Here is a 25,536-nt window from a genome sequence, read left to right as displayed (position 1 = left end):
AATGACACCGGCGGCGCATCGGCCTTCAGAAGGATTCCCACTCCTCGTTCGGGTCCTGATCGCGCTGGCGCGGCGGCTGCGAGCCACGGGCGCTGTCCGGTGTGCGTCCACCGTCCTGGCCGCCAGCGGCCACCAGCGACGGCATCCAGCGCGCCAGGTCGTCCTGGCGGGCGGCCTCGTGGTTCGGTGCCTGGGCCCCCGAGGGCAAGCGGAAGCGGCCGGTGACGTCACGCAGCCGACCGGCCTCGGCCTCGAGCTGGGTGGCGGCACTGGCCGCCTGCTGCACCAGGGTGGCGTTCTGCTGGGTCACCTGATCCATCTGGGTGACGGCGTCGTTGACCTGGGAGATGCCGTTGCTCTGCTCGCTGGAGGCCGCGGCGATCTCGTCCATGATGTCGCTGACCCGCTGCACGGCGGCGACGATCTCGGTCATGGTCTGGCCGGCCTTGTCGACGCGGGCGGTACCGGCCTCCACCTGGTTCACCGAGGCCTCGATCAGGCCGCGGATCTCGCTGGACGCGTCCGCCGAGCGGCTGGCCAGACTGCGGACCTCCTCGGCCACCACCGCGAAGCCGCGGCCGTGCTCGCCGGCCCGGGCCGCCTCCACCGAGGCGTTGAGGGCCAGGATGTTGGTCTGGAAGGCGATCGAGTCGATGGTGCCGATGATCTCGGCCACCCGCTGGGAGCTATGCTGGATCTCGTGCATGGTCGAGACCACCTCGCCGACCACCTGGCCGCCCTCTTCAGCGGTGCGCGTGGCCTCGACGGCAAGCTGGCTGGCCTGCTGGGCGTTGTCGGCGTTCTGGCCGACGGTGGAGGACAGCTCCTCCATGCTCGAGGCGGTCTCCTGCAGCGAGGAGGCCTGCTGCTCGGTGCGCGACGAGAGATCATTGTTGCCGCTGGCAATGCTCTGCGAGCCGGCGTAGATCGACTCGCCGCTGCTGCGTACGCTACCGATCGTCGCCGCCAGGCCCCGCTGCATCTCGTCCAGCGAGCGATAGAGGCGGCCGATCTCGTTGTTGCCGTACTGCGGGATATCCTGGGACAGGTCTCCCCCCTCGACCCGCTCGAAGTAGCCGACCAGGCGGCCCAGCGGGCGGATGACGTTGGCCGTCACGCCCCACATCACCACCGCGATGGCCAGGGCGGCGATCACCAGCACGGCGATCATCAGCCCCTTCATCAGCCGCGACAGGTCGAAGAAGTCGTCGTAGAGAGCGGCGCCGTTGGCCTCCGAGGCCTCGAAGAAGGCCACGGCATCGGTGTAGAAGGCCTGGGTCAGGCGGTCGACGTCCTCGTTCAGGTCGGCGAAGGCCTGGGCGCTGCCTTCCTCCAGGGCCTGACGCTGGGGCCTGAGTCCCTGGTCCATCAGGGCCGTGAAGTCTTCCTCGATCGACGCGATCAGCGCGTCCTGCCCCGCCTGGCGCGGCAGCGCCAGGAAGTCCTGGAAGGTCGCCTCGATCTCGTCGAGGGTCGCGCCCAGCGCGGCCGCCTCGGCCTGCACCGACTCGCGCTCCTCCGGCCATACCGCCTGCCCCAGCCGGGCATGCAGGCCGCGCAGTTCCGTCTGCGCGAACAGCATCTGCGCATTGGCCCGGTTGAGGGAGGACTGCTGGTCCACGTTGACCTCGTTGAGCGTGCGCAGCGAATCCTCGCTGTAGCGCACCGCATAGAGCCCCAGGGCGCTGAGCACCAGGATCAGCACGGCGAACAGCGCCAGCACCAGGCTCCAGCTGACCCGCACGGTCATGTTGTCGAGAAGCTTCCTCACCACGCACTCCCTTTCTTGGAGGGGCGGTCCTTGCCGCCCCGAATCACGAATTCTCGGTATCAGGCCATGGCCGGTTCGGCCTCGCGCGCCGAGGCCGCGGCCGCCGGCAGCGCGGCGGGCGTCTCGACGTCGGCCCCCGCCACGAAGCGGAAGTGGGCCACCCGCTCGCGCAGGCCTCGTGCTCGCGCCACCAGGCGCTGAGAGGCGTCGCTGTTGCCCTCGACGAGGCCCGCGTTCTGCTGCGTCATGCGATCCATCTGGGTGACCGCCTCGCCGACCTGCTCGATGCCCTGACGCTGCTCGCCGGTGGCGGTGGAGATCTCCTCCACCAGGCCGGAAAGACGGCGGATGTCATCCACCATCCCGACGATCACCTCGTCGGTCTCCTTGACGCGCCGGCTGCCCGCCACGACCTGACCATCGGCGCGATCGATCAATGCCTTGATCTCCCGGGTCGCCTCGGCCGAGCGGCTGGCCAGCTGGCGCACCTCCTCGGCCACCACCGCGAAGCCGCGGCCCTCTTCGCCCGCCCGAGCCGCCTCCACCGAGGCGTTGAGCGCCAGGATGTTGGTCTGGAAGGCGATCGAATCGATGGTATCGACGATGCCGCTCATCTCGCTGGCGCTGGCATTGATGGCGTCGATCGCGTTGACCACCTCGCCCATCGCCTGGCGGCCCCGCTCGGCGCCCTGGGCGGTCTCGTCGGCCACCGCGCGCGCCTGCTCGGCGTGCTCGGCGTTGTGCCCAACGGTGGTGGTCAGCTGCTCCATGCTCGAGGCGGTCTGGGCCAGCGCCGCGGCCTGCTGCTCGGTGCGGGTGGCCAGCTCGTCGTTGCCTTCGCCCAGCGCTTCCACGTCCTGATGCACCGCATCACTGTCGCGATGGATGTCGCCGATGGTGTCGACCAGGGCCCGGCGCATGCGCTCGATATCGAACAGCAGGCTGCGCTCGTCGCCGCCGCGCAGTCGCACTTCCCGGGTCAGATCGCCGTCGGCGATGGCCCGCACCGAGGCGGCGGCGTAGCGGGGATCGCCCCCCAGCGAGCGGGTCACGCCACGGATCACCCATCCCATCAGCAGGCTGACCGGCACGCCGATGATCAGCAGCGCCATCAACGAGCGGGCCAGTGACGCCATGAAGGCGGCATTGACGTCGTCGATGTAGACGCCGGTGCCGATCGTCCAGCCCCAGGGCGCGAAGCGCTCGTGGTAGGACGACTTGGGAATCGGCTCGCTGCCCTCGGTGTGCGGCCACAGGTAGTCGACATAGCCGTCGTCGCTGGCCACGTCCTCGGCGAACTCGCGGAACAGCAGGCGACCCTCGACGTTCTCGAAGCTTCCGACGTCGGTGCCCGCGGCCAGGCGCGGGTGGCTCTGCATCGCGAAGTCGTCGTCGAAGACGTAGAGATAGCCGCGGCCGTGGTCGTACTCCATGTCCTCGATCAGCGCCGCGGCCCTGGCCTTGGCCTCGTCCGTCGAGATCTCACCGGCCGCGGCCCGCTCGGCCTGGCCCGCGATCAGGCTCTGGGCCAGATGGACGGTGTCCTGGAGGGCCCCGCGGCGCTCCTCCAGCATGGTCTGGCGATTCTCCCAGGCGCTCCAGGCCATCATCAGGCCCATGGCCAGCCAGATGATGCCCAGGGTGGCCCACAGTTTTGTTGTCGTTGTCAGCTGGCGCATGCGTCACCTCTTGTCGGGTGTGTTGTTATTGGCAGAGCGCGGCTTGCTTGCCGGGGATGGCAGACGAGCGCCGGGCACGAGGCGGCGCGAGGATGTCGGTGCCTGGGCGCCAAGCGCAGCGCCCAGGAACGTGATGACAGCCTGCTCGCGATGGTCCGGCACGCCGGGCGCGTCGCCTCCCGCCGTGAGCGCCCGAACGTGCCGGCTTATTCGCTCACGCTGTCGACCAGGGCCATCTCCTGGCTGGTCAGCAGCTTGTCGATGTCCACCAGCACCAGCATGCGGTCCTCGAGGCTGCCGAGGCCGCTGAGGAAGTCGGAGGACAGGGTCACGCCGAACTCCGGCGCCGGCTTGATCTGCTCGGGCGTCAGGGTCATGACGTCGGAGACGCCGTCGACCACGATGCCGACGATGCGCTCGCCGACGTTGAGCACGATCACCACGGTCTGGCCGCCGTACTCGACGTTCTCCAGATGGAACTTGATGCGCAGGTCGACGATCGGCACGATCACACCGCGCAGATTGGTCACGCCCTTGATGAATTCGGGGGCGTTGGCGATGCGGGTGACGTTCTCGTAGCCGCGGATCTCCTGCACCTTGAGGATATCGATGGCGTATTCCTCGTCGCCCAGCGAAAACACCAGGAATTCGCGGTTTTCGGCCTCGGTGGCGGCCAGGGCCGCTTCGGTGGTCTCGATGCTCATGACGGCTCTACCTCCTTGGGATTCAGGGTCGTGGAGACGGCGGGACGGGCGTCGCGCCGCGCCTCCTTCTTGGCTCGGTTGAGACGGTGCAGATCGGTGATGTCGAGGATCAGCGCCACGCTGCCATCGCCGAGGATGGTCGCCGCGGACACGCCGGGCACCTTGCGATAGTTGGTCTCGAGGTTCTTCACCACCACCTGCTGCTGGCCAACCAGCTCATCCACCAGCAGCGCGTAGCGGCGGCCCTCGCCCTGGACGATCACGGCAATGGTCTCGGCCAGCTCGGTCTTGGCGCCGGTGACGTCCAGCGCCTCGTGCACGGGCACCACCGGCAGGTATTCGTCGCGCACCTTGAGCACCACGTCGTCCCCGGCCATGGCGTAGAGGTCGTCGGGGCTCGGCTGCAGCGACTCCAGCACCGCGGACAGCGGCAGGATGAACACCTCGTCGCCGACCTTGATCGACATGCCGTCGAGGATCGCCAGGGTCAGCGGCAGCACGATGCGAATGGTGGTGCCTTCCCCGGGGGTGGACATGATCTGGACGTTGCCACCCATGCCCTGAATGTTGCGCTTGACCACGTCCATGCCCACGCCGCGGCCGGAGACGTCGCTGACCTCCTGGGCGGTGGAGAAACCCGGGGCGAAGATCAGCTGCCAGACCTCGTCGTCGCTCATGCTGTCGGAGACGCTGAGCTCGCTCTCCCGCGCCTTGGCGAGGATCTTCTCGCGGTTCAGGCCGCCGCCGTCGTCGATCACCTCGATCAGGATGTTGCCGCCCTGGTGCTTGGCCGAGAGCGTCAGCTTGCCGGTGCGCGGCTTGCCGGCGGCCTCGCGGGCGTCCGGCGACTCGATGCCGTGGTCCAGGCTGTTGCGCACCAGATGGGTGAGCGGGTCGATGATGCGCTCGGTAAGGCTCTTGTCGAGCTCCGTCGCCGCGCCCTCGGTGACCAGTTCGATGTCCTTGCCCAGCTTGCCGGCGGTCTCGCGCACCACGCGGGGGAAGCGACTGAAGACGAAATCCATCGGGATCATGCGCACCGACATCACCGCTTCCTGCAGGTCGCGGGCGTTGCGCTGCAGCAGGTTCATGCCGTTGTGCAGGCCGCTGTGGTTGACGTTGTCAAGCTCGCTGACGGTCTGGTCGAGCATCGATTGGGTGATGATCAGCTCACCGACCAGGTTGATGATCTGGTCGACCTTCTCCACCGAGACGCGGATCGAGGAGGACTCGCCGCCACCGGACTTGGCCTTCGACTTGGGCTTGTCGGCTTTCGCCGCCTTGGGCTTCTCTGCCTTGGGCTTCGCCGCCGGCTGCGGCGCGTCCTGGCCGGAGGCTTCCGGCTCGGTCGCCGCCGGCGTTTCGGAGGCGGCCGGTGCCGCGGGCGCCGACTCGGCCTCCCGCTCGATCTTCAGCTGATCGGCATCGACGATGAAGCCCATCACCGCCTCGATGTCCTCGACGCTGACCGAGGTGGAGAGCGTCACCCGATAGCAGGCCGCGTCGCCCGACTGCCCCTCGACGGTGCCGAGCTGCCCGAGCTCCTCCAGCAGCTGGTCGCGGTCCTTGTCGCCGACCTTGAGCAACGACACGACCAGCCGGCGCTCGCCGGCGGCCGATGCATCATTCGTCTCGGCCTCCGCGGTTTCGATCTTGAGCTGGTCGGGCTCGACGATGAAGCACATCACCGCCTCGATGTCCTCGGCGCTCACCGAGGTGGCCAGCGTGACGCGATAGCAGGCCGCGTCGCCCGCCTGCGACTCGATGGTGCCGAGCTGCTCGAGCTCCTCCACCAGCAGGGCGCGATTCTCGTCGCCGACGTTGAGCAGCGAGACCGTCAGGCGGCTCTCGCCCTCCTGGGACGGCGCCTCGGCGGGCGCCGGCTTGGTCTCAAAAGCGGTCTCAGGGGCGGGCTCGGGGGCCGGAGCAGGTGCCGGCTCGGCGGCCTTGGGGGCGGGTTCGCCGCCGTCCAGCGACTGGCCGATCTCCTCCAGCGCCAGGCGCTTGAGGGTCTCGCAGATGCGGGCGAAGGCCTCCTGATCGGGCTCGTCGCCGTTGCGATAGGCGTCCATCTGGTCGTGCAGCATGTCCTTGGTTTCCAGAAAGGTGTCGACGATATCCCGGCGCAGCGTCAGCTCGCCCTGGCGCGCGTGATCCAGCAGGTTCTCGAACAGGTGCGTGGTCCGCTGCAGGACGTCGAAGCCGAAGGTGCCGGCGCCACCCTTGATCGAGTGTGCCGCCCGGAAGATGGCGTTGAGCTGCTCGGCGTCCGGATCATCGACGTCGAGCTCGAGGAGATGGCGCTCCATGTCGGCCAGCAGCTCCTCGGCCTCCTCGAAGAAGGTGTCATAGAAATCGGTGATATCCATGCGGTTCCCTACCCAGGGTGTATGGCGCCTCTCAGGGCGATGATGCCGGGCCCAGGGCCTCGTTGAGTCGTTGGTTGAAACGCTCCATCGGCGATTCGTCGGGCGACGGCTGGCGGCCGCCGCCCAGCGTTGACGGCAGGCCGATTCCATCGACCACCCGCGGCGAGCGAATGCGCTCGGACACGACCTCGAACAGCACCAGCAGCTCGATGCGCCGGTTGATCGGGTCGCTCGGCACGGTGTCGGGCATCGTCACCTGATCGGCGAAGCCCGCCACGCGCAGCAGCCTGTCGGCATCCAGCCCGCCAGCCACCAGCTCGCGGCGTGAGGCGTTGGCGCGGGCGGAGGACAGCTCCCAGTTGCCGTAGCCGCGCTGGCCGTTGAGATAGGCCAGACTGTCGGTGTGGCCGCTGATGCTCAGGTCGTTGTCCAGCTCGTTGAGCAGCGGCGCGATCAGGTAGAGCAGATCGTGCATGTAGGGCGCCACCCGGGCGCTGCCGAGCTCGAACATGGGCCGCTGCTCGTTGTCCAGCAGCTGGATGCGCAGCCCCTCGGGCGTCATGTCGAAGCGCAGCTGGTCGCGCAGCTCCTTGAGGTCCGGATCGGCCTCGATCGCCGCCTCGATGCGCCGCTGCAGATCGCGGAAGGCGCGGCGCTGCCGCTCGCTGGGGCGGGTCTGCTGACGCAGGTCGATGCGCGCACGCTCGCCTTCCTGATAGGTCGGATCGGGCCCGCCGCCGGGAATCACGTTCTGGCTGACGGCGGACCTGTCGCCGCTGGTGATCGCCGCCACCAGCGGCGTGCTGAAGTAGTCGGCCACGCCCTCGCGCTGCTCGGGGCTGGAGGTGGAGAGGATCCACATCACCAGGAACAGCGCCATCAGGGCGGTCATGAAGTCCGCCAGGGCGATCTTCCAGCTGCCACCATGATGGCCCTGAACGACCTTCTTGCGCCGAATGATGATCGGCCGGCGATTGTCCCCCTGACTCATGCGCTGCCCACACCCGCCTTGGATTCACGCACGTATTCCTCGAGCTCGCTGAAGCCGGGACGCTCCTGGCTGTGCAGCGCCTTGCGGCCGAACTCCACCGCCAGCTGAGGCGCATAGCCGTGCAGGCTGGCCAGCAGGGTCACGCGCATGCACTGCAGCACCTTCTCGACCTCCTTGGTCTGACGCTCGATGCGGCTCGACAGCGGCAGGATGAAGCCGTAGCCGAGCAGGATGCCGAGGAAGGTGCCGACCAGCGCATGGGCGATCATCACGCCCATCTGCTCGGGGTCGGCGTTGGAGGCGCTGAGCGCCTTCACCACGCCCATCACCGCCGCGACGATGCCGAAGGCGGGCATGGCATCGCCGACCTTGTGGATGGCATCGGCGGGGATGTGCGCCTCCTGCTCGAAGGCCTCGATCTCATGGAGCATCAGCTCGTCGATCTCCATGGGGTCCATGCTGCCGCTGACCATCAGGCGCAGATAGTCGGTGAGGAAGGTCATGATGGTCGGGTCGGCGAGCACCTTGGGATGCTCGTTGAACAGCGCGCTCTCCTGGGGATTGTCGATATCGCGCTCGATGCCCAGCATGCCGTCGCGGCGGATCTTGGCGAGCAGCTTGTACTGCAGCGCCATCAGCTCCATGTACAACGCCTTGTCGTACTTCTTGGAGCGGCGCAGTCGCGGCAGGATGCGAAACGAGGCCTTGAGTGCCTTGCCGTTGTTGGCGGCGATGAAGGCGCCGAGACCGCCGCCGCCGATCATCAGCAGCTCGGTGGGCTGGAAAAGTGGGCCAAGGCTGCCGCCGGCCAGCACGAAGCCGCCGAAGACCGTGATCAGGACAACCAGATAACCAATGAGGATCAGCACAACGAGTTCCTTCGCCGACACGTGAATGATGTTGCTGACGAAGGTTATCGGCCGGAATCGACGGGGACTTGAGGGGAAGAGGAGAAAGAATGTTGATGCCGGAGCGGGAAGATACCCGCTCCGGCGAGCGGCCTCAGGCCTGGCGTACGACCTTGGCCGATGCGGCATCGGCGGCCGCCGCCTGGTCGCGTCGCTTGCGAGTCTTGCCGGCCCGGGAGGGCGGCTGACAGATCCCGCAGACATAGTCGTGGGAGGGGCTGTGGGCATGGGCCACGAAGTGGCCGTGGCAGCGGCCGCACTCGGAGAGCTGGAGCTGGTCGCTCTCGAAGAAGCGCACCAGGGTCCAGGCCCGGGTCAGCCCCAACACGGCCTCGGCATCGTCGATCGCCACCTGCTCCAGGTACAGCCGATAGGCCTTGATGAAGGCCTCCATGCGCTGACAGCCGAGATCCTCGAGCAGACGCCGATAGATGTTGTAGAACAGCGAGGAGTGGACGTTGGGCATCCAGGTGATGAACCAGTCCGTGGAGAACGGCAGCATGCCCTTGGGCGGCGACATGCCGCGCACCTCCTTGAACAGCCGGATCAGCCGGGCACGACTGAGGTCGGTCTCGGTCTCGAGCACCTGGAGGCGGGCGCCCAGCTCGATCAGGTCGATGGCGAGCTGCACCTGTTCCAACTCCTCCAGCAGACTCTTAGTCGACATGGCCACCTCCTTCCGACAGCATCGAGCGCGAGGCCATCAGCAGCGAGGAGTGAATATGGGATAGCCCCTGATCACGGGGGTTGTCGACCACCTGGCGCAGCTGCTCGGCGCTCTCACCACCGAAGTGGCACAACAGCTGGTTGGTGCTGGCCAGGCGCGATAGCTGCTGCGCGCTCAACGATGTCAGCAGATCGGCCATTTCGTCATCGATCTTGAGACGGAACATGGCCTCGGCGCGGTCGTGATGCAGCAACCGTTGGGCGAGCAACAGATAGCCGAGATTCAGCTCGCGAATCTCGGCGACGTGCGGATTGGTTTTCATAATTCCCTGCTTTTATTGACTTATTCCACTTCACGGTCTTTTGCCGCGTTCGTTGTTATAGGCAAGCCATCGTCTGCGTCTGACAGAGCGTAGCGCCTGTTGTTTTCATTTTTGTAACACTGCCCTCGATGGGGAGCATGTGCAACATATAGTCTCCAACGCTCAATGGCGCAATGCTATTGACCCAGATCAATCTAATGAAAAAGTACTGGAAAGGTGCTCATCGAAAGCGGTATCGCGCCATTCAACGACCGGAAAAGCGACGACTGAAACCGTCGCGGCACTACTCCGTGGCGCCGGGCGCCTCCGCCAGTTCTCGCACCCAGACCAGCAGCTCGGCCACCACCTGATAGAGGCGCGGCGGAATCTCCTCGTCCAGGTCGAGCTGCATCAGCAGCCCCACCAGCTCCGGCGAATCATGCACGTAGACGCCCTGGCGCCGGGCTTCCTCGACGATGCGCTCGGCCAGTTCGCCATAGCCCTGGGCCACCACCCGCGGCGCGCCTTCGGCGTCCTGATAGGCCAGCGCCACCGCCTGGCGTCGGGTCTCCCGGGATCGCTCGGTCATTCTGCCCCCTCGGCGGCCAGAGTCAGACGCAGGCGCACGTCATCGAAACCGTGCCCCGCCAACCGCTGGCGCAGGGTCTCCAGCCCTTCCTCCAGCCGTGACTTCACGGCGGCGTCACGGACCTGCACGTCGATATCGAGGCGCACCTCACGCATCCACAGCGAGACCTCCAGCGGCCCCAGCCCGGCCACCTCGAGCGTCAGTCGGGAACGCCATCCGCCGGACTCGTCCTGGCGCGATTCGTCGCCCTCTTCGCCTTGCTGGTGACCGTCGCGACGTCCGTGTGGCAACTGGATCACCAGCGCCATGAACACCCCGGACCAGACGTCACCCTCCCAGCGCAGCTGGGGGGTGGCCAGCATCTCCAGCTGATGGCGCACCAGGTGCTGCAGGCCGTCGGCGACCGGTTCACGACGCCCCTCGACGACACGAGCCGCCTCATCGGCCATCGAGGCGGAAGCCGCACGTGCCGCATCGGCGGCGCTCACGCCCCCCCGGGCCGACGCCACCTCGTTACCTGCCGGTGTGGCCGCGGTGCCGGGCATCATGGGCGCGGGCGACGGCGCCTGGGGATTCCCCCCGGCCGCGACGCTCGGCATCAGCACGGGCGCCTCGCCCCGGGGCATGGCGGCTCGGATCAGGAAGGGGACGGGCGGCTGCAGCGCCTGGACGCGCGCGGCCAGCACCTCAGCATTGCCGGAGGCAGGCGCGCCGGAAGCAGACACGGAAGCCGCCGTTGCGGCGGCCGTGGCCAGCGCCACGGCGGAAGAGCCGCCCGGCGCGGAAGCCACCGGCGTGAAGCGCAGCTGCTGAAGAAGCTGCAGCATCTGCGGCTCGCGGTTCAGCTGCTGGCGGGGCATGTCGCCTCGATACCAGCGTGCCAGATGGGATTCGTAGAACAGGCCGCTGTCGCGAATGCTGCCCGAGAGCCGCTGGGCGAGCTGCTCGGGCGTGGCCGACTCACCGGCGGCCAGCAGCGGCGCGGCGGGCGACACCGCCGACGGCGGCGCCGGGAAGCGCCCCAGCAGGTCGGCAATGGTACGCGCCGTGGCGCTGAAGTGGGTCAGGGCCGAGCCGGGTGCGCCACCAGATGGCGCCTGTGGCGCAGGCGCCTCGCGCCCCTGGCCACGAGCCACCTCGCCGACGACGGGACCGGGCGCCCGCGCATCGAGGCGTGAGTCGCTGTGCAAGGCCCGCGGCGCATCGGCCGGCGAGGTCGGCTTGACCGGCTGATTGAGCGGCTGAGGCGCGGGCGTATCGACCCGCTTGCCCAGCACCTGGTGCAGGAGCGTATCGATCAGCGGCGTGATACCGCTCACGACGCACCCTGATCGTGTCGCGTGCTACCCGGGATGACGCGCCCCCCGCCGCTACCGTAGGCACGTTGCAGATCGCGCTGACGCTGCGAGGTACCGATCAGCTCGCCCAGCTCGTCACGGCGCTGAGCCAGGCGCTGACGAATCTCCCGGTCGTTCTCGAGGATTCCCTCCAGAAGCATCGCCTTGCGTCGCTGACCGGCTTCCATCAATGAATGCTGTGCGTCCAGCTCCGAAACATGCTCGACCTGCTGTACGTAGATAGCCTCCAGTTCCAGCAGCGCCGGCCAGTCGGCCTCGCGCGCCAGAAACAGCATGCGCTCGCTACACTCCAGCAGCGTCCGATAGCCTTCGATCACCGCCTCCACAGAAGCTTCGCGAGCGCTCGTCATCTCAGCCTCCTGCAGCCTGGGCCTGGGGCTCTATTTCGCGCCAGGCCGAGGCGATATCGCCCAGCAGGCGCTCGGCCTCGTCGAGCCTGGCCACGTCATTACGCAGATTGGCCGCCAGCAGCTGCCGGGCGATGTAGTCGTAGAGCGAGGCCAGATTCGCTGCTATCTCGCCGCCACGCTCGGCGTCCAGGGCCGGCGCCAGGCCACCGCTGACGATATCCAGCGCCTTGTTGATCGACTTGCCCTTCTCCGCGGTGTTGCCGGCCTCGATATGGATACGCGCCGCACGAATGGCTGCCAGGGCACCATCGAACAGCATCACGATCAGCTTGTGCGGGCTGGCGGAATTCACACCGCTTTCCACCCCCACTCTTGCGTAGGCATTTGCGCCCTTCATCGCCGCCATGATTCCGCTACTCCTTCGATCGGTAAGATAACCCGCCCAGTCTGCAGCAGGTGAACCGTCGCCAGTCTGACAGCCGACGGGGGCACGAGTCAGGCGAACATGACCCGCTGGACGGTCTAATTCGGGATATCGGCGGCCTCCGTGGCGACTTTAGCCACGCGCACTTCCTCGCGCGGCTCGCCGAGGCGACGAGTGACCTCGCCTTTCAGCACCTCGCCCTCCAGCGCCTTGTCACCCAGGACCGTATGCAGCCCCTCGCCCGACGATTCGACTCCGCCGGCAAGCTGGACCCGGGATGGCCGGCCGTCATCGTCGAGCCCCTGAACCCAGGCCAGCTGCCCTCCGTCGAAGCGCACCAGGGTGCCGATGGGGTAGAGACCGAAGCGGCGGATGTAGCGCTTGACCCAGCGCGAGTCGAAGGCCTGCTCGCGGCCGAGCAGGTAGCGATAGATGGCCCCGACGCGCCAGGCAGGGCGTTCGCCGAGTGGGCGACGCAGGGTATCCACGGCATCGACCACCGCCGCGGCACGTTCCAGCTCGCCGAGCACCTCGCCGGTGACACCGGCCGGGTAGCCGCTGCCGTCCAGGCGTTCGCTGATGCGGCGCACCACCGAGGTGAATACCGCCGTCGACAGCCACTGGCAGCCGCCCATGCGCGCTTCCAGCAGGGCGACGTGTTCATGCAGCTCCGGCGAACCGCCGTCGTCGGGCATGGCAGACCGCCAGACGTCATCCGGCAACAGCGCCTTGCCCAGGTCATGGACCATGGCGGACGCCACCAGCGCCTTGCGCAGTTCCTGAGGCACCGAGTCACGGCCGACCAGATCGAGCAGCCGCACTGCCACCCCCAGACCGTGCCCCACCAGCCAGGATTCGCCATACAGGGCATCGCAGGCGAACAGCAGCCCCTCGCGGTCCTCCTCGTGTAGCCGTAACAGGCGATCGGCATGGCGCGACAGCTGTACGCCATCGATCTCCCCGCCTTCACGCAGCTCGAGCAGCTGGGTGTCCAGATAGCCGGCGACATGCGCCAGGCGGCGTGTCATCGGCGTGGCGTATCCTTGAGCGCCGCGACGCCCCACCTTCGGCTCGGCGCCGGCCGGCCCCTGGAACAGCGGCGACGGCGGCCGCGTGGCCTCGCCCCCCTCGATGTGGCGGGCCGCCTCCTGCTCGATCTCGCGCACGAAATACCACAGCCGGCGCTCCTGCTCGGGACCATGGCCCTCGAACTGGAAGCCGGCCGTCAACGTCTGTCGCTCGGTGTCCGCCCGCCGATGTCGCGCTCGTCCGCGCGCCTGGAAGTGCGTGCCATCGGGGAAACACAGCGCGATATCCAGCGGCAGCGGCGCCTCGGCCAGCAGGTTGGTCGCCGACAGCGGCAGCTCCAGCCGGCAGCCCTCGAGCGACAGGTCCTTGAGATCGCCCTGGGCACGGTTACCCTCGGCATCGCGCAGGACGGCACTGACCTCCATGCCCAGCCGCAGCCGCGCGCGGAAGGTGTCGCGACGCTGCAGCACCTCCAGGCGATGGGGATAGGCACAGCGGCAGAGCAAGCGGCCATCGTCCTGTCTGCAGTGCTCCATGGTCATCTCGGGGGTGCGCACCAGCTTGCCGTGGGCCTGGCCGAGCAGGCGAAAGGCCTTGCCGCCCCTCAGCTCGCCGGCGATCTCGCTGACCGCGCTGATATCCAGCTCGAGCGCCTCGCCGGCCTCCAGCCCGGCGAGCAGCACGGGCATCGGCTCGCCCTGCTCACCGAACTGCAGCGAAGCGCCGCCCGGCTCGCTGAGCGTCTCGAGCAGCGTCTCGATCTCCATGGGGTTGTCGATGCGGGTGTAACCGTCCTCTGCCATCCCTGTGCCTCTCGCGGATCATTCTTTCACCAGATCGAGGGTTATCGGCCGGTGGTGGAAAAGCTTGAGCACAAGGACTAGGACGAGAGACGCAGGATGCCCTCGAAGCGCCCCTCAGGGGAGAAATATAGCCGGAAGACACCATTCACCCCGTCCCGGGCCACCACTCGGCGAAGTGCCTCGGCGGGGAACTGCACGCTGCGACCGTCCAAGCTGCGGGTATGCACGACGCCCGCCCGGCCCTCGTAGTGGGCCAGGCAGGCGGCGGGGGTGAGGCTCAAGGCGATATCGATGGTGGGCATGGTGAATGATAAGAGTGACATCTGAGCCACACACGAGGAAGCACGGCAACGCTCACGTGCTTAGCTCTCCGCTCCCCCGTGGATGGCATCAACGACTCCCTGGTCAATGAACCGGCTTCCCAGCACATCATCGACGAAGCCTGGCGCAAAGAACGAGACACGATCGAGGACCTCGACTTCCTGAGCAGTCAGTTCCATGCCATCGGCGCTTCGCCCGCCGCGGTTCGGGTTGTGGTGCTCCTGCGTGACGGAGGCGTGGAACGCTCTGGCCGCCTCGATGTCCTTGACGCCGAGACCGAACTTCCGCCCCACCTCCAGCGTCGTCTCGAAGTCATGGAAGTCGGTGGCGGTCACCCAGTGGTAGACGCCCCCCTCGGCATCATAGATATCGCGAGCCATGAGCTGACGATAGTAGGAATCCAGCACACCCCAGAAACATAGCTGATAGTCCGACAGCTGCTCCGGAGAAAAGACAGGGAGGCTCCCGGGCACTCTTGGATCAGCGGAGTAATGCCTGCCCCGCTCGGTTCGCATCGGAGTACTGCCGCGTTTATAAAGGCTCTTTGCCGTTTCCCGGAATTCTCGATTCAGAAAAATCAGCCCCGGCCTCAAGCCCAATCTCAGGAGAGGAATCAAAAAGCCCTTGCCGAAGACATTGCTCGTTTCCACATAGCTCGACGGAGCGATGCCATCGATATGTGCCAGCTTCTTTTCCAGGAAGCCGAACGCATGTCGTGGATCATCCTTGACGGCCGGAAAAACGGTTGCGTAATTGGGTTCCGGCTCATGTTCCGACAACGTGTCATCAAACATCTTGAAGACTTCCGTCAGCATGGTGGTGCCGGTTCTGCCGTGTGTCACGGTAAACACGAGGTTCTTGGTCGGCTTCATAGCGCAGTCCCGTCAATCTTCTTCACGGGCTTTGCCGGTCGCCCGGCCACGATGGTGTTGGCCGGTACGTCTCCCGTCACCAGGCTGCCGGCGGCGATCACGGCATTCTCACCGATCACGGCCGGGCCAAGCACCGTGACATCGGAGCCGAGCCATACGCCTTGCTTCAGATGAATATCCCGACCGGAATCCGGCACCGCCAGAAGGCGCTCACGCCCCGTCTTGGTGTAGTCGTGGGTCCCGGTCAACAGCATGCAGCGATGGCCAAAGAAACAATCAGCCTCGACGGTGACATGGCCGGAACGGGTATTGACCAGAAGATCGTTGACAGAGATCGTCGCACGCTCCAGATGGAGCCGGCTGGAGTCCCCCCATATTCGAAGCTGCCCCAGCTCCGCCTGAGCGATGAAAGGCATCAGAAGCTTGGCCATGGCAGCCAGCTCATTCTTCTTTGCCGTCTTAAGGAGCGCCATGAAATCACTTTCTCGAGACGAGGCAGCTGGCGTTTCCTGGCGGCCTGTACCTCGATTTTCTAGATCCGGGTTCTTGTTGATCGGCGGCATCATCATCTCACCTCAGTATGCTTCGCTCATTAATTTTTCCAGCTCTCCGGCGATCGTGTCTTCTTCATCAATCGCCGACACAGCCGCCACACACTCTGATTCATCACTGACTTTCACGAGCCGCTCACTCTCGAGGTATTGTGCGGCCAGGCCTCCATCCATCTCGTTCAGGATACGGAATGCCACGTCCTTGGCACCAAAAATGGCATGCAGAATAAAGGCGAACCTGACCCTTTGTGCCTCACTCAAGCTTCTCATACGCTCATGACCGGGAATGAAAAGTGCCTCGACAGACTCCACTTCGGAAGCCATTCGGGGCTCGATGGCCATATCATCGGGGAACCAGCTCTTCTTCTTCTCACCAACGAAACAGTGGAATCGGAACCCCTGCTTGCGCATCAGCGACTGCACATTTGAAAAATCAGGATGCTGCTCCGAAGCAGGCTCCAGGACAACGCCGGCCTGAACCGCCAGAGTATTCTTAAGTGCTTCCGACGCATGCTGCAGGATACCGAGGCTATCGTGACGGGCATCCAGAGCGAGAACGTCGATGGCCGGCAACCCTTCGACGCTGTCGAGCGCTATCGAAGGAATTTCATGGGCTTCCACATCATCTTCAGAATCGACCGGAGGCAGCGATGTCGGTTCGACTTCCTCGCCCATATAGAGAGTTGCAGGCTGGCCATTACCCAGCGCCGTATAGGGGAAGTGCTGAATCTCGCCATACTGGGCAAGATGGTCCACCGTTTCCATCTTGCCGGCCGGATCGAAACTCAGCATGACGACACGGCCGCTGCCCAGCAGCTCTCGCGCATCCGGCCTGGAGGCCAGAACGGCACCGTTATCCACGGCCAGAACGGGGCTCTCGAGCTGCCAGTCGACCCCCTGCCCTGGAGCCGCCAGGGCCAGCTTGACGGGAGCCTCCTCATCGGCAAACCGTGCCGCACCGCTCTTGCGGAAACTCAGGGCCTCCGGCGCCTTGCCTTCACAATGACGCTGCCAGATGGCACGCAGCGCCGTGGTCAAGTGGCTGGCAAAGCGCGGCCCATCGCAAACGGGCGAATCCAGCAAAATGGTGCGCAGGGCGGCGCGGATGACCGCCAGATTGGGCAGATCAGCGACCAGTTCCTTCACCCGTGCTCGAAAATCTTCCCAGCTGTCGGTGACCAGCTCAGGCAGTCCGGCGTTGACCAGGTGCGTGGCGCTATGGCGCCCGGCGAAGGTCGGTCCTGTCCGCGTAACGACGGGCACGCCCATCAGCAGCGATTCACAGGTCGTCAAGCCACCAGAGTACGGCCAGGTATCCAGGGCGATATCGATGCGCTGGTAGGTCTCCAGGAACTCTGCGTGCTTGGCAGGCCCCTCCAGCAGGAGCCGGTCTTCACTGATACCATGTCCGGTGAAGGTGGCCGTAATCTTGTTTCGGAAACGCTCGCTCTCGAACTGAATACCACGAAGCAGCAGCTTGCTGTTCGGAACTTCATGGAGCAGAGTCGCCCATTCCTCGAGCAGAGGAGCCGACAGCTTGGCAGGATTGTTCAGGCAGCCAAAGGTAATATACCCGTTCGTAAGGGCTGGCAGTGCATTACAGTCAGGCGCATGGCGGGGAATGTGGTAGCAGATATAGTCGTCGGGCAATCGGATCAGTTTTTCCGTGTAGCGATCATCGACGCCCACAGGGGTTTCGATGTGATCGCTCAACAGGTAATCGACACTCTCGAGCCCAGTGGTATCGACGAGGCCACCCACCCACTTGACGATCAGGGGAGCGGGCTCACGTGTCAACGTACGATACCGACTCCCGTCTCCGGCGCCGTTGAGATCGATCAGGATGTCGATCTCGTCTTCGCGAATCTTCTGATCCAGCTGGCCATCGCTCAACCCTTCGATGGACTGCCATCGAAGCGCCATGACCTGCATGGACTGGGTCAGCTTGTCGATGTACTGGTTAGAACTGTAGAACATCAGCTCGAACTGATCGGCCGGCAAGCTCTGCAGGGCTGGCAGGATCATCTGGCCGACAGGATGCATCCTGAAACCGCCCGACAGCAGACCGACACGCAGCCGCTTTCCGACATCGCGTTCCGTGGAGGCCCGCCCTAATGACGAACGCTCGCCGAACTGCCTATCCCACTCGACGGCCATCCGGAAGAGATCAGCGCCGCTATAAGCCGGGTTGTAGTGCGATGTCATCCAGAGATTCGAGTGTACTTTCCCATTAGCCGGGTCCAGCTCGACTTCTCTATAAAAATGTCCTTCAGCCTCATCATAGTCGCCCTCTTTAGTGAAAAGCGAAGCGATATGATTATGTACACCGACCCGCTTCGGATTGACCTCTTGAAGCTTCCAAAGCGTGTCCATCGTCTCGTCGTGCCTGGAAAGCTGATCAAGGATTCTAGAGCGCCACAGAAGACCTTCCTCATGGCGGTCATCCAACGACATGAGACGGTCATTGACCTCCAGGCCACGGCTATTCTGACCAAGCTGATGGTAAGCACGGCTTAGCCAGGCCAGGGCCACAACATTTTCGGGCTCATCCGCGACGACGCTTTCCAGCACCTCCACGGCTCGAGCAGCCTTCCCCGCCAACACCTGGTACTGCGCCAGCTTCAGTCGATGATCGGCGCTCGGCTCCTTGACGAGCTCGACCGCTCGCTGCATCGCCTCGACGGCCTCATCCAGTTGCTCCAGGCGTCCCAGAGCATTGGCCTGCCACTCGTGCACCTGAGGAGAGTCCGGTGAACGCTGCACCAGAGCATTGGCTGCTTTGAGAGCTCGAGGATAGTCCCCGCGAGAGAATGCCGACTCGAAGGCCTTCGCATCAGCCTGCTTCAGGCCATTCGCGGCCTGTGAAGATTGGTTGTTCAATGGACGACTTGTCTTTTTCCTGGCCATGGGCACACCACCTTGCCGGTCGATTTAGGATGGTCTCGCGGGATGCTCGCCACAGTAGCGACTAGCCGTCCACGGCACTCGCTCGAATACCCCTTGGGAGCGACCACTTTCCGGAGTTTTGCGCTCCTGAAACACAAAGAGGCTGGCCCTAAGGCCAGCCTCTTGTGTTCGCGACATAAGCCGCGGTGCCGGGTGATGCTTAGCCCAGCAGGGACAGCACGCTCTGAGGCGTCTGGTTGGCCTGGGCCAGCATGGAGGTACCGGCCTGCTGGAGAATGTTGGCCTTGGTCATGTTGGACACCTCCTCCGCGTAGTCGGCATCCTCGATGCGGGAACGCGCCTCGGTCAGGTTGGTGCTGTTGCTCTCGAGGTTCTGGACCACGGAGTCGAAGCGGTTGAGGGTCGCACCCAGGGTCGCGCGCTGATCGTCGATCTGCTGCAGTGCGGAGTCGACGGCGGTGATGGCAGACTGAGAGCTAGCAAAGGAAGCCACACTCAGAGATTGAACGCTCAGATCCGACGCAGTCATGCTGACGGTATCGACGTCGATCTGGTCGGCGGCAGTGGTGTTCGCGCCGATCTGCATGCTCAGGGTAGTGGCGTTGCTCAGCAGCTCGGTGCCGTTGAACTTGGTGGACTCGGCGACGCGGGTGATCTCGGACACGCGCTCGTCGATCTCCAGCTGGATGGAGGAGCGGTCAGCCGCGGTGTTGGTGTCGTTGGCACCCTGGACCGCCAGCTCACGGATACGCTGCAGGTTGTCGCTGATCTGGTCGAGGCCACCTTCCATGGTCTGCACCAGAGAAATGCCGTCGTTGGCATTACGGCTGGCCTGGCTCATACCGGTGATCTGAGCGCTCATGCGGTTGGCGATGGCCTGGCCGGCGGCATCGTCGGCGGCGCTGTTGATGCGCATGCCGGAGGACAGACGCTCTTGGGCCTTGGCCAGCATATCCTGGGAAGAACGCAGGTTGTTCTGACCGATCAGAGAAGTGATGTTGGTATTGATCACGGACATGGTGATTACCTTCCTAGCTGTTGAGGGCTCCAGTGGCGGAGGCCCGTTTCGGGTCTTGATCGACGGCCCGGCATTGGGCCCTGCCACAACGGCGCCGTTGGCCGTTACTCCCTATAACGGTGTCCAGCGAGGAAACTTTAGGGGACACAAGCATTTTTTTGCTGGTCCTCACCACCTCTCGTTCCGCCATCGCCGTCATCCGAAACACATGGCCCCGGCCGGAGGGCCGGGGCCATGCACGATCATCCAGCAGAACGACTTAGCTATTCTGCATATTGAGCCCGGCAAGCTGCTGCGAGAGATAGGCGCTGGTGGAATTCATCTGGGCGATCAGTCCATCCAGCTGGCTGAACTGGCTGCGATAGCGCTCCACGGTACGCTCGATCCGCTGTTCGGTGCGATCGAAACGATCCTCGAGACGCCCGACCTGACCCTCGGACGTATCGATGGCACGCTGGACCATGCCCTCGCTATCGAGCATGTTGTCGAGGCTGCCCGCCAAGCGCCCGGCAAAACCGCCTTCCTCGGTCGTGCCGGCGAAAAAGTCCTGCAGCCCCTGTGGATTGTCGGCGATCACCTCGTCCAGCTTTCCTTCATCCAGCTCCAGGCGGCCGTTTTCGTCAAGAGAAATGCCCACGGCCGACATGATCTCCAGATCGCCACCGCTGACAGGATTCGTCAGGTCACGACTGAGCTGCGACTGGATGGTGCGCACCGTTCGATCACCCACGAGTTCGCCGGCGGTCTCCACGTCGCCGGTGGCCTCTGTCATACGACCCACCGTGGACTTCATCTCATTATACGCCGAGACGAAGGCCTGCACCGACTCCTTGAGCGACTCGGTATCCGGCTCGACCACCAGGCTCATGGTCTCCCCCGCTGACGAGGGCTCCAGCTCCAGCGTCACCCCTTGGATGGCATCCTCAACGGTATTGCTGGTACTGGTGATGGCGATGCCGTTGATATCGAGCGAAGCATCTCGGCCCGCCTGCTTCGTGCTGGCATCACCGGCCAGCGTTCCATTGGCAAAGGACATGCTCTCGATCCCCGCAGCAGCACCGCTCTCCTGCGAGCTGAGCACCAGACGCGAACTGGTGCCGTCATTGATGATGGAGGCATCGACGCCTGCCGTCTCATCCGCGTTGATGGCATCGCGGATGTCCTCGAGGGAATCACCCTCCCCCAGGCTGATAGGGCCACTGGTGCTGCCGTCACCGAACGTGAGGGTCAGTTCGTCGCCTCCCGCGCCGACCAGAGCAGCGTCGGGATCACTCACGCCCACACTGGCCAGGCTGCCGGCCCGGGCGGTCTGATTCACGGTGATCTCGTAGCGCCCCGCACTGGCATCCTCGCCGACGGTGGCCGTCATGCCTTCACCCTGTACATTCGCCGTGAGGTTGGTGTAGGTCGACGCATCATTGAGCGTATCCACCGCGCCCTGCAGCTTCTCGAGGCCGGATTGCAGCCTGCCATAGGCCGAAATCTTGGCCTTCTCTTCCGTTCTCTGCTCCGAGATCGGCACAAGCTTCTGCTGTTCGGACGTGCGCAGCTGATCGAGCAAGCCATTGAGATCGAGACCGGACCCGACGCCGAGTGCTGAAATGGCTGCCATGGTAATCACCTCCACGATGAAAGCTGTTTGGAATCTTCTGGATCTATCGGCCGACACGCACCTTACTTGAGCCTCATCGCCACAACCATGAATCCGTCATAAAGCGGACATCTATACGCAAAGTCTAAAGTATGACTCGGAGAGGCCGAGTAGGGGCTCATCGCAAACGCCCAGGCCATCGAGGAAGGCTTTATTGGGCGACCATCTGCTAGATGCAAGGAAGCTACTGATGACCGACACCATCTCCGTCCACGACATCACCCACGACCTTATCCCCAGATTCCAGGCCACCGAGCGGCTTGTGGACAACACGCTGCAAGACCACATCGAGCGCTGCGCGAATGCCGCCGAGCGTGTCGGCCTGGAGGAGCTTCAGGCCGAGTTCGAGCTGAAGCTCACCATGATACGCATGAATCTCGAGCATCTGATGTCGCGCTACGCTCAGCAGATGAAGGCCGCACGGCAGGGCGGAGGAAACAGCAACGCCTCGCTGACGCTCGATGCGCACGAGACCGTGGCCGTCGAAAGCGCCCGTATGCTCTACCGTCGGGCTCAGGAGCTCGCTACCTGACGCGGCCCCGCCTTTGCTTCAGACACCAAAAAGCCCGGCACATATGGCCGGGCTTTTCCGTTCGGGAGAGGGAGCGAAAGGCTCCGACACCTCAGGCCGGTTCTTCCTCCCGGTGCGTGTGCGGCAGCGCCGCCGGGCGTGCCTGGCCACCGCTCAGGGCCGGGGCGCCGCCGGTGGAGCGCTGGGCCAGGGTGAAGCCGCCGACCAGCTGGGCAAGGTGATCGGCCTGAGCCTTGAGGTGCTCGGCGGCGGTGGTCGATTCCTCCACCAGGGCGGCGTTCTGCTGGGTCATGTTGTCCAGCTCCGAGACCGCCACGTTGACCTGGCCGATGCCGTCGCTCTGCTCACCGGTGGCGCTGGTGATCTCGCCCAGCACGTCGGCCACGCGAGTGACGCTCTGCACCAGTTCCTCCATGGTCTCGCCGGCAACCTGCACCTGGCGCTCGCCTTCCTCGGTACGGGTCGCCGAGGTGTCGATCAGCTCGCGGATCTGCTTGGCCGACTCGGCGCTGCGGCTGGCCAGCTGGCGCACCTCGCCGGCCACCACCGCGAAGCCGCGGCCCTGCTCGCCGGCCCGGGCCGCCTCCACCGAGGCGTTCAGCGCCAGCAGGTTGGTCTGGAAGGCGATGCTGTCCATCATCTTCACGATCTCGGCGATCTGGCGCGACGACTCGGTGATGCCCTGCATGGTCTCGCGCACCTGGCCCATGGCCTCGCCGCCGCGACGCGCCACCTCGCTGGCCGAACTCGCCAGCCCGCTGGCCTGCTGCGCCGACTCGGCGGTCTGCTCCACGGTGCCGGTGATCTCCTCCATCGAGGCCGAAGTCTGCTGCAGGCTGGAGGCCGCGTTCTCGGTGCGCCGCGACAGGTCCTGGCCGCCCTGGGCGATCTCGGTGGCCGCCACGTTGACCGACTCGCTGCTGTCGCGCACGTCGACCAGCACGTCGTTGACCTTGTCGGCGAAGGCGTTGAACTGGCGCGCCAGCTCGGCCTTCTCGTCGCGGCCGCGGATCGGCAACCGGCGGGTCAGGTCGCCGTCGCCGGAGGCGATCTCGCGCATGCGATCGGCCAGCAGGCGCAGCGGCCGGGCGATGGCGCTGCCCATCAGCCAGCTCGCCAGCAGCCCCAGCCCGGCCACGATCAGCCCCACCAGGGTCATGCCCCAGAAGTCGGCCTGGCGCTGATCGGCCAGCTGCCCTTCGAGGCTGTGCAGGCCCGCCAGCACGGCGTCCTCGGGCAGCCGGATCGCCAGCACCCAGGGGTCGGGCACATCACCGACGGTAAAGGGGCGATAGAGCTCGAAGCGGCCCGCTTCCTCGTCGAAGCGATAGACCGTCTCGCCGTTGGCGGCGGCGGCCAGCGGCTCGCGGGTCGATTCATCCAGCGAGTCGGCGGCCGCGCGTCCCAGCGCGTCAGGCGCCTGGGTGGCCGCGGAGAGAATGCCGCGCGAGGCCACCAGTGCCATGTCGCCCACGCCGTCGTAAAGCCCCTGGTTGGCCTCGGTGAGCAGGCCCTGGAGGAAGGCCACGTCGAAGTCCACGCCGGCCACGCCGCGGAACTCACCGTCGACCTGGATCGGCACGTTGAAGGAGGTGACCAGCTTGCGCTCGCCGTCGTAGTCGTAATAGTGCGGATCGATGACGCAGGTGCGCCCGGTTTCCTTCGGGCACAGGTAATACTCGCCCTGGCGGATGCCCAGATCGTCGAGCTCCTCGCTCTCCATGCCGTCGCCCAGCGCGAGCACCCGGATATCGCCGTCGGCGGTGCGATACCACCAGGGCATGAAGCGGCCGTCGTCGCCGTAGCCGCCGTCCTCGATGTCGGCGAAGTAGGCGTCGGCACCGAAGGCGTCAGGCTCCCAGCCGATGAAGGCGTCGAGCAGGTCGGGATTCTCGACCACGGCGTCGCGGGTCAGGTTGGAGAGCTCGCGACGCCCCATGGTCAGACGCGGCCGGCCCTCGTCGTCCTGCTTGCCCATCAGGGCGTTGGTGTTGGCCAGGCCGCGGGCCACCGCCAGGGCACCCTCGAGCTCGCCCTGGATCTCCTCGCTGCGGGCCTCGGCCAGCGCCCGCAGGCGCTGCTCGGCGTTCTCCTCCAGCAGCTCGCCGGCCTGATCGGCCACCAGCGCCTGGGAGCGTGAGGCGGACACGGTGGCATAGCCGACCAGCACCGCCGCCACCAGCAGGATGCACAGCCCTACCAGCAGGGCGACATGGGTACGCAGGGACTTAAACTGCATGGCCGGCCTCCTGGCGTTCTGGCGAAGAGGCGCCGGTGAGGCGGACGCTCGGCAGGGGTCGGCGAGGTGGCCGGGCCACCCCGCGCATCGGGACATGAGGGGTCATGGGAACTCTCGCGTATCGGGACAAGGAAGTGCGATGCCGGCGCGTGGCCGCGCCGAGCCATTGTTCGTTGTGACGACGCGGGATAACGCCGTTCCCTGCCCCTATCGGCAAACCGCCCGGAGACTTGACGTCCCCGGGCGGAAAACCGTTGCCGCGTGTCGCCGCCGGCTCAGCGCAGGTCGCTCACCGCCTCGCGAATGTCCTCGACGCTGGCCTTGGTCAGATCCTTGGCCAGGGAGTGGATGACCGTCTTGGCGGTGGGGCCGTCGAGCTTGTCGCGCAGCAGCCCCAGGAAGCGCGGCGGCGCCACCAGGATCAGCTTCTCCAGGGTGTTCTCGACCCGCGCCCGGTAGAGGCGGTCGGCCACCTCACGGGCGAACAGGACCTCGTGATGGTCGGAGGCCGTGCTCTCGCCGCCGGCGGAACGGGCGGCGGTGGCGGACGATTCGTGCACGTCGCCTTCGCGGTCGGTCACCAGGTCGCCCTCGTGCAGGCGACCCTCGGCGTGCACCAGGCTGTCCTTCTCTTCCAGCTGTAGGGCGTCGCGGGTGAACACCCGGGCCCTGGCGGCATCGGCCACCACGATATAGGTCGTCATAGTCGCTCCTTGCCAACGCGGTGAATGAGCGGGAGGAAGACTTCGTTCCCATCCCCACAGCATTGGCAAGCAGACGCCCAGCGTCAAACGGCGACACCAGGAGCGAGAGCGATCGAATGACGTCGGCCGAAGGCCCGGGATTTGCAATAGATCAGCGTCAAGCCCGACAGGCTCCCAGGCGTCGGCATCCGCGGACACTGCCGCGCGGCCGCCGGCTGGGATAGGATGCCGCCCTCGCCGGCACGGAGCGCCGGCACGACTACCCGGCCTCCCGACGGCCGACTCCCGGAGGACTCGATATGCGCCATTTCCTGTTCCCGCGGCATCCCCTGCCGCGCCGCACCCTGCTGTTCTGCCACGCCGTCCTGCAGCTCGGCCTGCTGGCGGCCGGTGGCCTGTGGCTGGCGCCGCACACGCCCTGGCTGGCGGAGACCGACTGGCTGTCGGCCTGGCCCGAGCTGACCCTGGGCGGCGGCGTCATCTTGCTGGCTATGGTCGCCCTGCGCCTGCTGGCCGAGCTGTGGCTGCTGCCCCATCACCTGGCCGCCCAGCGCGCCGGCTTCTCCGCCGGTGCGGTGGTCACCCGATCGGTCGAGCGCCGACCCGCGGTCCACGATCGACAGCACGCTCGGGTGACCGGCGGCCGCGAGGTCGACGCCGAAGACGCGGTGCTGAGCCCGGCCCGGGTGGCGCGCCAGGCGCCGCCACCGCGTCGCCACGACGAGCCGAGCCTGGACCTGGCCGGCGGCCACGCGGAACCGGCCCCCGCCAACGAGCCGCGGCTGTAGGCGCTGTCTG

General features: G+C 65.8%; 23 protein-coding genes. 2 read left to right on the top strand and 21 right to left on the bottom strand.

Going from position 1 to position 25,536, the window contains the following annotated elements:
• Nucleotides 1–25 precede the first annotated feature (25 nt).
• From QWG60_RS00545 to fliD, 19 genes are all read right to left on the bottom strand, one after another.
• Nucleotides 26–1,771 carry a methyl-accepting chemotaxis protein gene (locus QWG60_RS00545; protein WP_281288401.1) on the bottom strand — a complete coding sequence of 582 codons (1,746 nt, stop codon included), beginning with the start codon at nucleotides 1,769–1,771 and terminating at the stop codon, nucleotides 26–28.
• A gap of 59 nt (nucleotides 1,772–1,830) precedes the next feature.
• The gene (locus QWG60_RS00540) at nucleotides 1,831–3,450 is read right to left on the bottom strand and encodes a methyl-accepting chemotaxis protein (RefSeq protein ID WP_046077931.1); all 1,620 of its coding nucleotides are present in this window, start codon (nucleotides 3,448–3,450) and stop codon (nucleotides 1,831–1,833) included.
• A gap of 206 nt (nucleotides 3,451–3,656) precedes the next feature.
• Nucleotides 3,657–4,154, bottom strand: a complete 498-nt coding sequence (gene cheW / locus QWG60_RS00535) for a chemotaxis protein CheW (RefSeq protein ID WP_035596940.1) — start codon at nucleotides 4,152–4,154, stop codon at nucleotides 3,657–3,659.
• Nucleotides 4,151–6,523: a chemotaxis protein CheW gene (locus QWG60_RS00530; RefSeq protein WP_146909715.1), complete on the bottom strand. Its 2,373-nt coding sequence runs from the start codon at nucleotides 6,521–6,523 to the stop codon at nucleotides 4,151–4,153. Before QWG60_RS00530 ends, cheW begins: the two co-directional genes overlap by 4 nt.
• Before the next feature lie 31 nt (nucleotides 6,524–6,554).
• The gene (motB, locus tag QWG60_RS00525; RefSeq protein WP_046077934.1) at nucleotides 6,555–7,514 is read right to left on the bottom strand and encodes a flagellar motor protein MotB; all 960 of its coding nucleotides are present in this window, start codon (nucleotides 7,512–7,514) and stop codon (nucleotides 6,555–6,557) included.
• Nucleotides 7,511–8,383, bottom strand: a complete 873-nt coding sequence (gene motA, locus QWG60_RS00520; protein ID WP_107180973.1) for a flagellar motor stator protein MotA — start codon at nucleotides 8,381–8,383, stop codon at nucleotides 7,511–7,513. Before motA ends, motB begins: the two co-directional genes overlap by 4 nt.
• 133 nt (nucleotides 8,384–8,516) lie before the next feature.
• On the bottom strand, nucleotides 8,517–9,089 hold the full coding sequence (gene flhC / locus QWG60_RS00515) for a flagellar transcriptional regulator FlhC (protein WP_146909713.1): 573 nt from the start codon (nucleotides 9,087–9,089) through the stop codon (nucleotides 8,517–8,519).
• Complete coding sequence (gene flhD, locus QWG60_RS00510) at nucleotides 9,079–9,411, bottom strand: flagellar transcriptional regulator FlhD (protein ID WP_146909710.1); 333 nt, start codon at nucleotides 9,409–9,411, stop codon at nucleotides 9,079–9,081. Before flhD ends, flhC begins: the two co-directional genes overlap by 11 nt.
• 283 nt (nucleotides 9,412–9,694) lie before the next feature.
• Nucleotides 9,695–9,979 (bottom strand): EscU/YscU/HrcU family type III secretion system export apparatus switch protein, encoded by a 285-nt coding sequence (locus QWG60_RS00505; RefSeq protein ID WP_046077938.1) that lies wholly within the window; start codon nucleotides 9,977–9,979, stop codon nucleotides 9,695–9,697.
• The gene (locus tag QWG60_RS00500) at nucleotides 9,976–11,298 is read right to left on the bottom strand and encodes a flagellar hook-length control protein FliK (RefSeq protein ID WP_146909708.1); all 1,323 of its coding nucleotides are present in this window, start codon (nucleotides 11,296–11,298) and stop codon (nucleotides 9,976–9,978) included. Before QWG60_RS00500 ends, QWG60_RS00505 begins: the two co-directional genes overlap by 4 nt.
• Nucleotides 11,295–11,687 carry a flagellar protein FliT gene (locus tag QWG60_RS00495; RefSeq protein WP_146909706.1) on the bottom strand — a complete coding sequence of 131 codons (393 nt, stop codon included), beginning with the start codon at nucleotides 11,685–11,687 and terminating at the stop codon, nucleotides 11,295–11,297. Before QWG60_RS00495 ends, QWG60_RS00500 begins: the two co-directional genes overlap by 4 nt.
• Before the next feature lies 1 nt (nucleotide 11,688).
• Nucleotides 11,689–12,093, bottom strand: a complete 405-nt coding sequence (gene fliS / locus QWG60_RS00490) for a flagellar export chaperone FliS (RefSeq protein WP_146909704.1) — start codon at nucleotides 12,091–12,093, stop codon at nucleotides 11,689–11,691.
• Between the two features lie 116 nt (nucleotides 12,094–12,209).
• On the bottom strand, nucleotides 12,210–13,943 hold the full coding sequence (locus tag QWG60_RS00485; protein ID WP_146909702.1) for a PilZ domain-containing protein: 1,734 nt from the start codon (nucleotides 13,941–13,943) through the stop codon (nucleotides 12,210–12,212).
• A 77-nt stretch (nucleotides 13,944–14,020) separates the two neighbouring features.
• Nucleotides 14,021–14,266: a DUF2835 domain-containing protein gene (locus QWG60_RS00480; RefSeq protein WP_307725213.1), complete on the bottom strand. Its 246-nt coding sequence runs from the start codon at nucleotides 14,264–14,266 to the stop codon at nucleotides 14,021–14,023.
• A gap of 39 nt (nucleotides 14,267–14,305) precedes the next feature.
• A complete protein-coding gene (locus tag QWG60_RS00475) occupies nucleotides 14,306–15,136 on the bottom strand; it encodes a hypothetical protein (RefSeq protein WP_035596915.1) in 831 nt (276 codons plus the stop codon).
• Nucleotides 15,133–15,699 (bottom strand): acyltransferase, encoded by a 567-nt coding sequence (locus QWG60_RS00470; protein WP_222593873.1) that lies wholly within the window; start codon nucleotides 15,697–15,699, stop codon nucleotides 15,133–15,135. Before QWG60_RS00470 ends, QWG60_RS00475 begins: the two co-directional genes overlap by 4 nt.
• Nucleotides 15,700–15,711: 12 nt before the next feature.
• Nucleotides 15,712–18,594: an O-linked N-acetylglucosamine transferase, SPINDLY family protein gene (locus QWG60_RS00465; RefSeq protein ID WP_146909698.1), complete on the bottom strand. Its 2,883-nt coding sequence runs from the start codon at nucleotides 18,592–18,594 to the stop codon at nucleotides 15,712–15,714.
• A 199-nt stretch (nucleotides 18,595–18,793) separates the two neighbouring features.
• Nucleotides 18,794–19,612 (bottom strand): flagellin N-terminal helical domain-containing protein, encoded by an 819-nt coding sequence (locus QWG60_RS00460; RefSeq protein WP_146909696.1) that lies wholly within the window; start codon nucleotides 19,610–19,612, stop codon nucleotides 18,794–18,796.
• A gap of 259 nt (nucleotides 19,613–19,871) precedes the next feature.
• Nucleotides 19,872–21,224, bottom strand: a complete 1,353-nt coding sequence (fliD, locus tag QWG60_RS00455) for a flagellar filament capping protein FliD (RefSeq protein WP_146909694.1) — start codon at nucleotides 21,222–21,224, stop codon at nucleotides 19,872–19,874.
• A 229-nt stretch (nucleotides 21,225–21,453) separates the two neighbouring features.
• On the opposite strand from fliD, the gene QWG60_RS00450 reads away from it, so the two are divergent.
• The gene (locus QWG60_RS00450; protein ID WP_146909692.1) at nucleotides 21,454–21,795 is read left to right on the top strand and encodes a hypothetical protein; all 342 of its coding nucleotides are present in this window, start codon (nucleotides 21,454–21,456) and stop codon (nucleotides 21,793–21,795) included.
• Nucleotides 21,796–21,886: 91 nt separating this feature from the next.
• On the opposite strand, the gene QWG60_RS00445 is transcribed toward QWG60_RS00450, so the two are convergent.
• Together QWG60_RS00445 and QWG60_RS00440 are read right to left on the bottom strand one after the other, a co-directional pair.
• The gene (locus tag QWG60_RS00445; protein ID WP_290130911.1) at nucleotides 21,887–24,034 is read right to left on the bottom strand and encodes a methyl-accepting chemotaxis protein; all 2,148 of its coding nucleotides are present in this window, start codon (nucleotides 24,032–24,034) and stop codon (nucleotides 21,887–21,889) included.
• Nucleotides 24,035–24,309: 275 nt separating this feature from the next.
• Nucleotides 24,310–24,738 (bottom strand): host attachment protein, encoded by a 429-nt coding sequence (locus QWG60_RS00440; RefSeq protein ID WP_046079037.1) that lies wholly within the window; start codon nucleotides 24,736–24,738, stop codon nucleotides 24,310–24,312.
• A 299-nt stretch (nucleotides 24,739–25,037) separates the two neighbouring features.
• Between QWG60_RS00440 and QWG60_RS00435 the strand changes: the two genes are divergently transcribed.
• The gene (locus tag QWG60_RS00435; RefSeq protein WP_107180952.1) at nucleotides 25,038–25,526 is read left to right on the top strand and encodes a hypothetical protein; all 489 of its coding nucleotides are present in this window, start codon (nucleotides 25,038–25,040) and stop codon (nucleotides 25,524–25,526) included.
• The last annotated feature ends 10 nt before the right edge of the window (nucleotides 25,527–25,536 follow it).

Source organism: Halomonas halophila, assembly GCF_030406665.1.
GTDB classification, from domain to species: domain Bacteria; phylum Pseudomonadota; class Gammaproteobacteria; order Pseudomonadales; family Halomonadaceae; genus Halomonas; species Halomonas halophila.
This window is presented reverse-complemented; position numbering and strand designations above follow the sequence as displayed.

What these genes read in the sequence shown, in the direction of transcription:
- QWG60_RS00540 (WP_046077931.1), bottom strand. Translation starts at nt 3,450, where the DNA reads ATGCGCCAGCTGACAACGACAACAAAACTGTGGGCCACCCTGGGCATC.
- cheW (WP_035596940.1), bottom strand. Translation starts at nt 4,154, where the DNA reads ATGAGCATCGAGACCACCGAAGCGGCCCTGGCCGCCACCGAGGCCGAA.
- QWG60_RS00530 (WP_146909715.1), bottom strand. Translation starts at nt 6,523, where the DNA reads ATGGATATCACCGATTTCTATGACACCTTCTTCGAGGAGGCCGAGGAG.
- motB (WP_046077934.1), bottom strand. Translation starts at nt 7,514, where the DNA reads ATGAGTCAGGGGGACAATCGCCGGCCGATCATCATTCGGCGCAAGAAG.
- flhC (WP_146909713.1), bottom strand. Translation starts at nt 9,089, where the DNA reads ATGTCGACTAAGAGTCTGCTGGAGGAGTTGGAACAGGTGCAGCTCGCC.
- flhD (WP_146909710.1), bottom strand. Translation starts at nt 9,411, where the DNA reads ATGAAAACCAATCCGCACGTCGCCGAGATTCGCGAGCTGAATCTCGGC.
- QWG60_RS00505 (WP_046077938.1), bottom strand. Translation starts at nt 9,979, where the DNA reads ATGACCGAGCGATCCCGGGAGACCCGACGCCAGGCGGTGGCGCTGGCC.
- QWG60_RS00495 (WP_146909706.1), bottom strand. Translation starts at nt 11,687, where the DNA reads ATGACGAGCGCTCGCGAAGCTTCTGTGGAGGCGGTGATCGAAGGCTAT.
- fliS (WP_146909704.1), bottom strand. Translation starts at nt 12,093, where the DNA reads ATGGCGGCGATGAAGGGCGCAAATGCCTACGCAAGAGTGGGGGTGGAA.
- QWG60_RS00485 (WP_146909702.1), bottom strand. Translation starts at nt 13,943, where the DNA reads ATGGCAGAGGACGGTTACACCCGCATCGACAACCCCATGGAGATCGAG.
- QWG60_RS00480 (WP_307725213.1), bottom strand. Translation starts at nt 14,266, where the DNA reads ATGTCACTCTTATCATTCACCATGCCCACCATCGATATCGCCTTGAGC.
- QWG60_RS00475 (WP_035596915.1), bottom strand. Translation starts at nt 15,136, where the DNA reads ATGAAGCCGACCAAGAACCTCGTGTTTACCGTGACACACGGCAGAACC.
- QWG60_RS00470 (WP_222593873.1), bottom strand. Translation starts at nt 15,699, where the DNA reads ATGCCGCCGATCAACAAGAACCCGGATCTAGAAAATCGAGGTACAGGC.
- QWG60_RS00465 (WP_146909698.1), bottom strand. Translation starts at nt 18,594, where the DNA reads ATGGCCAGGAAAAAGACAAGTCGTCCATTGAACAACCAATCTTCACAG.
- QWG60_RS00460 (WP_146909696.1), bottom strand. Translation starts at nt 19,612, where the DNA reads ATGTCCGTGATCAATACCAACATCACTTCTCTGATCGGTCAGAACAAC.
- fliD (WP_146909694.1), bottom strand. Translation starts at nt 21,224, where the DNA reads ATGGCAGCCATTTCAGCACTCGGCGTCGGGTCCGGTCTCGATCTCAAT.
- QWG60_RS00450 (WP_146909692.1), top strand. Translation starts at nt 21,454, where the DNA reads ATGACCGACACCATCTCCGTCCACGACATCACCCACGACCTTATCCCC.
- QWG60_RS00445 (WP_290130911.1), bottom strand. Translation starts at nt 24,034, where the DNA reads ATGCAGTTTAAGTCCCTGCGTACCCATGTCGCCCTGCTGGTAGGGCTG.
- QWG60_RS00440 (WP_046079037.1), bottom strand. Translation starts at nt 24,738, where the DNA reads ATGACGACCTATATCGTGGTGGCCGATGCCGCCAGGGCCCGGGTGTTC.
- QWG60_RS00435 (WP_107180952.1), top strand. Translation starts at nt 25,038, where the DNA reads ATGCGCCATTTCCTGTTCCCGCGGCATCCCCTGCCGCGCCGCACCCTG.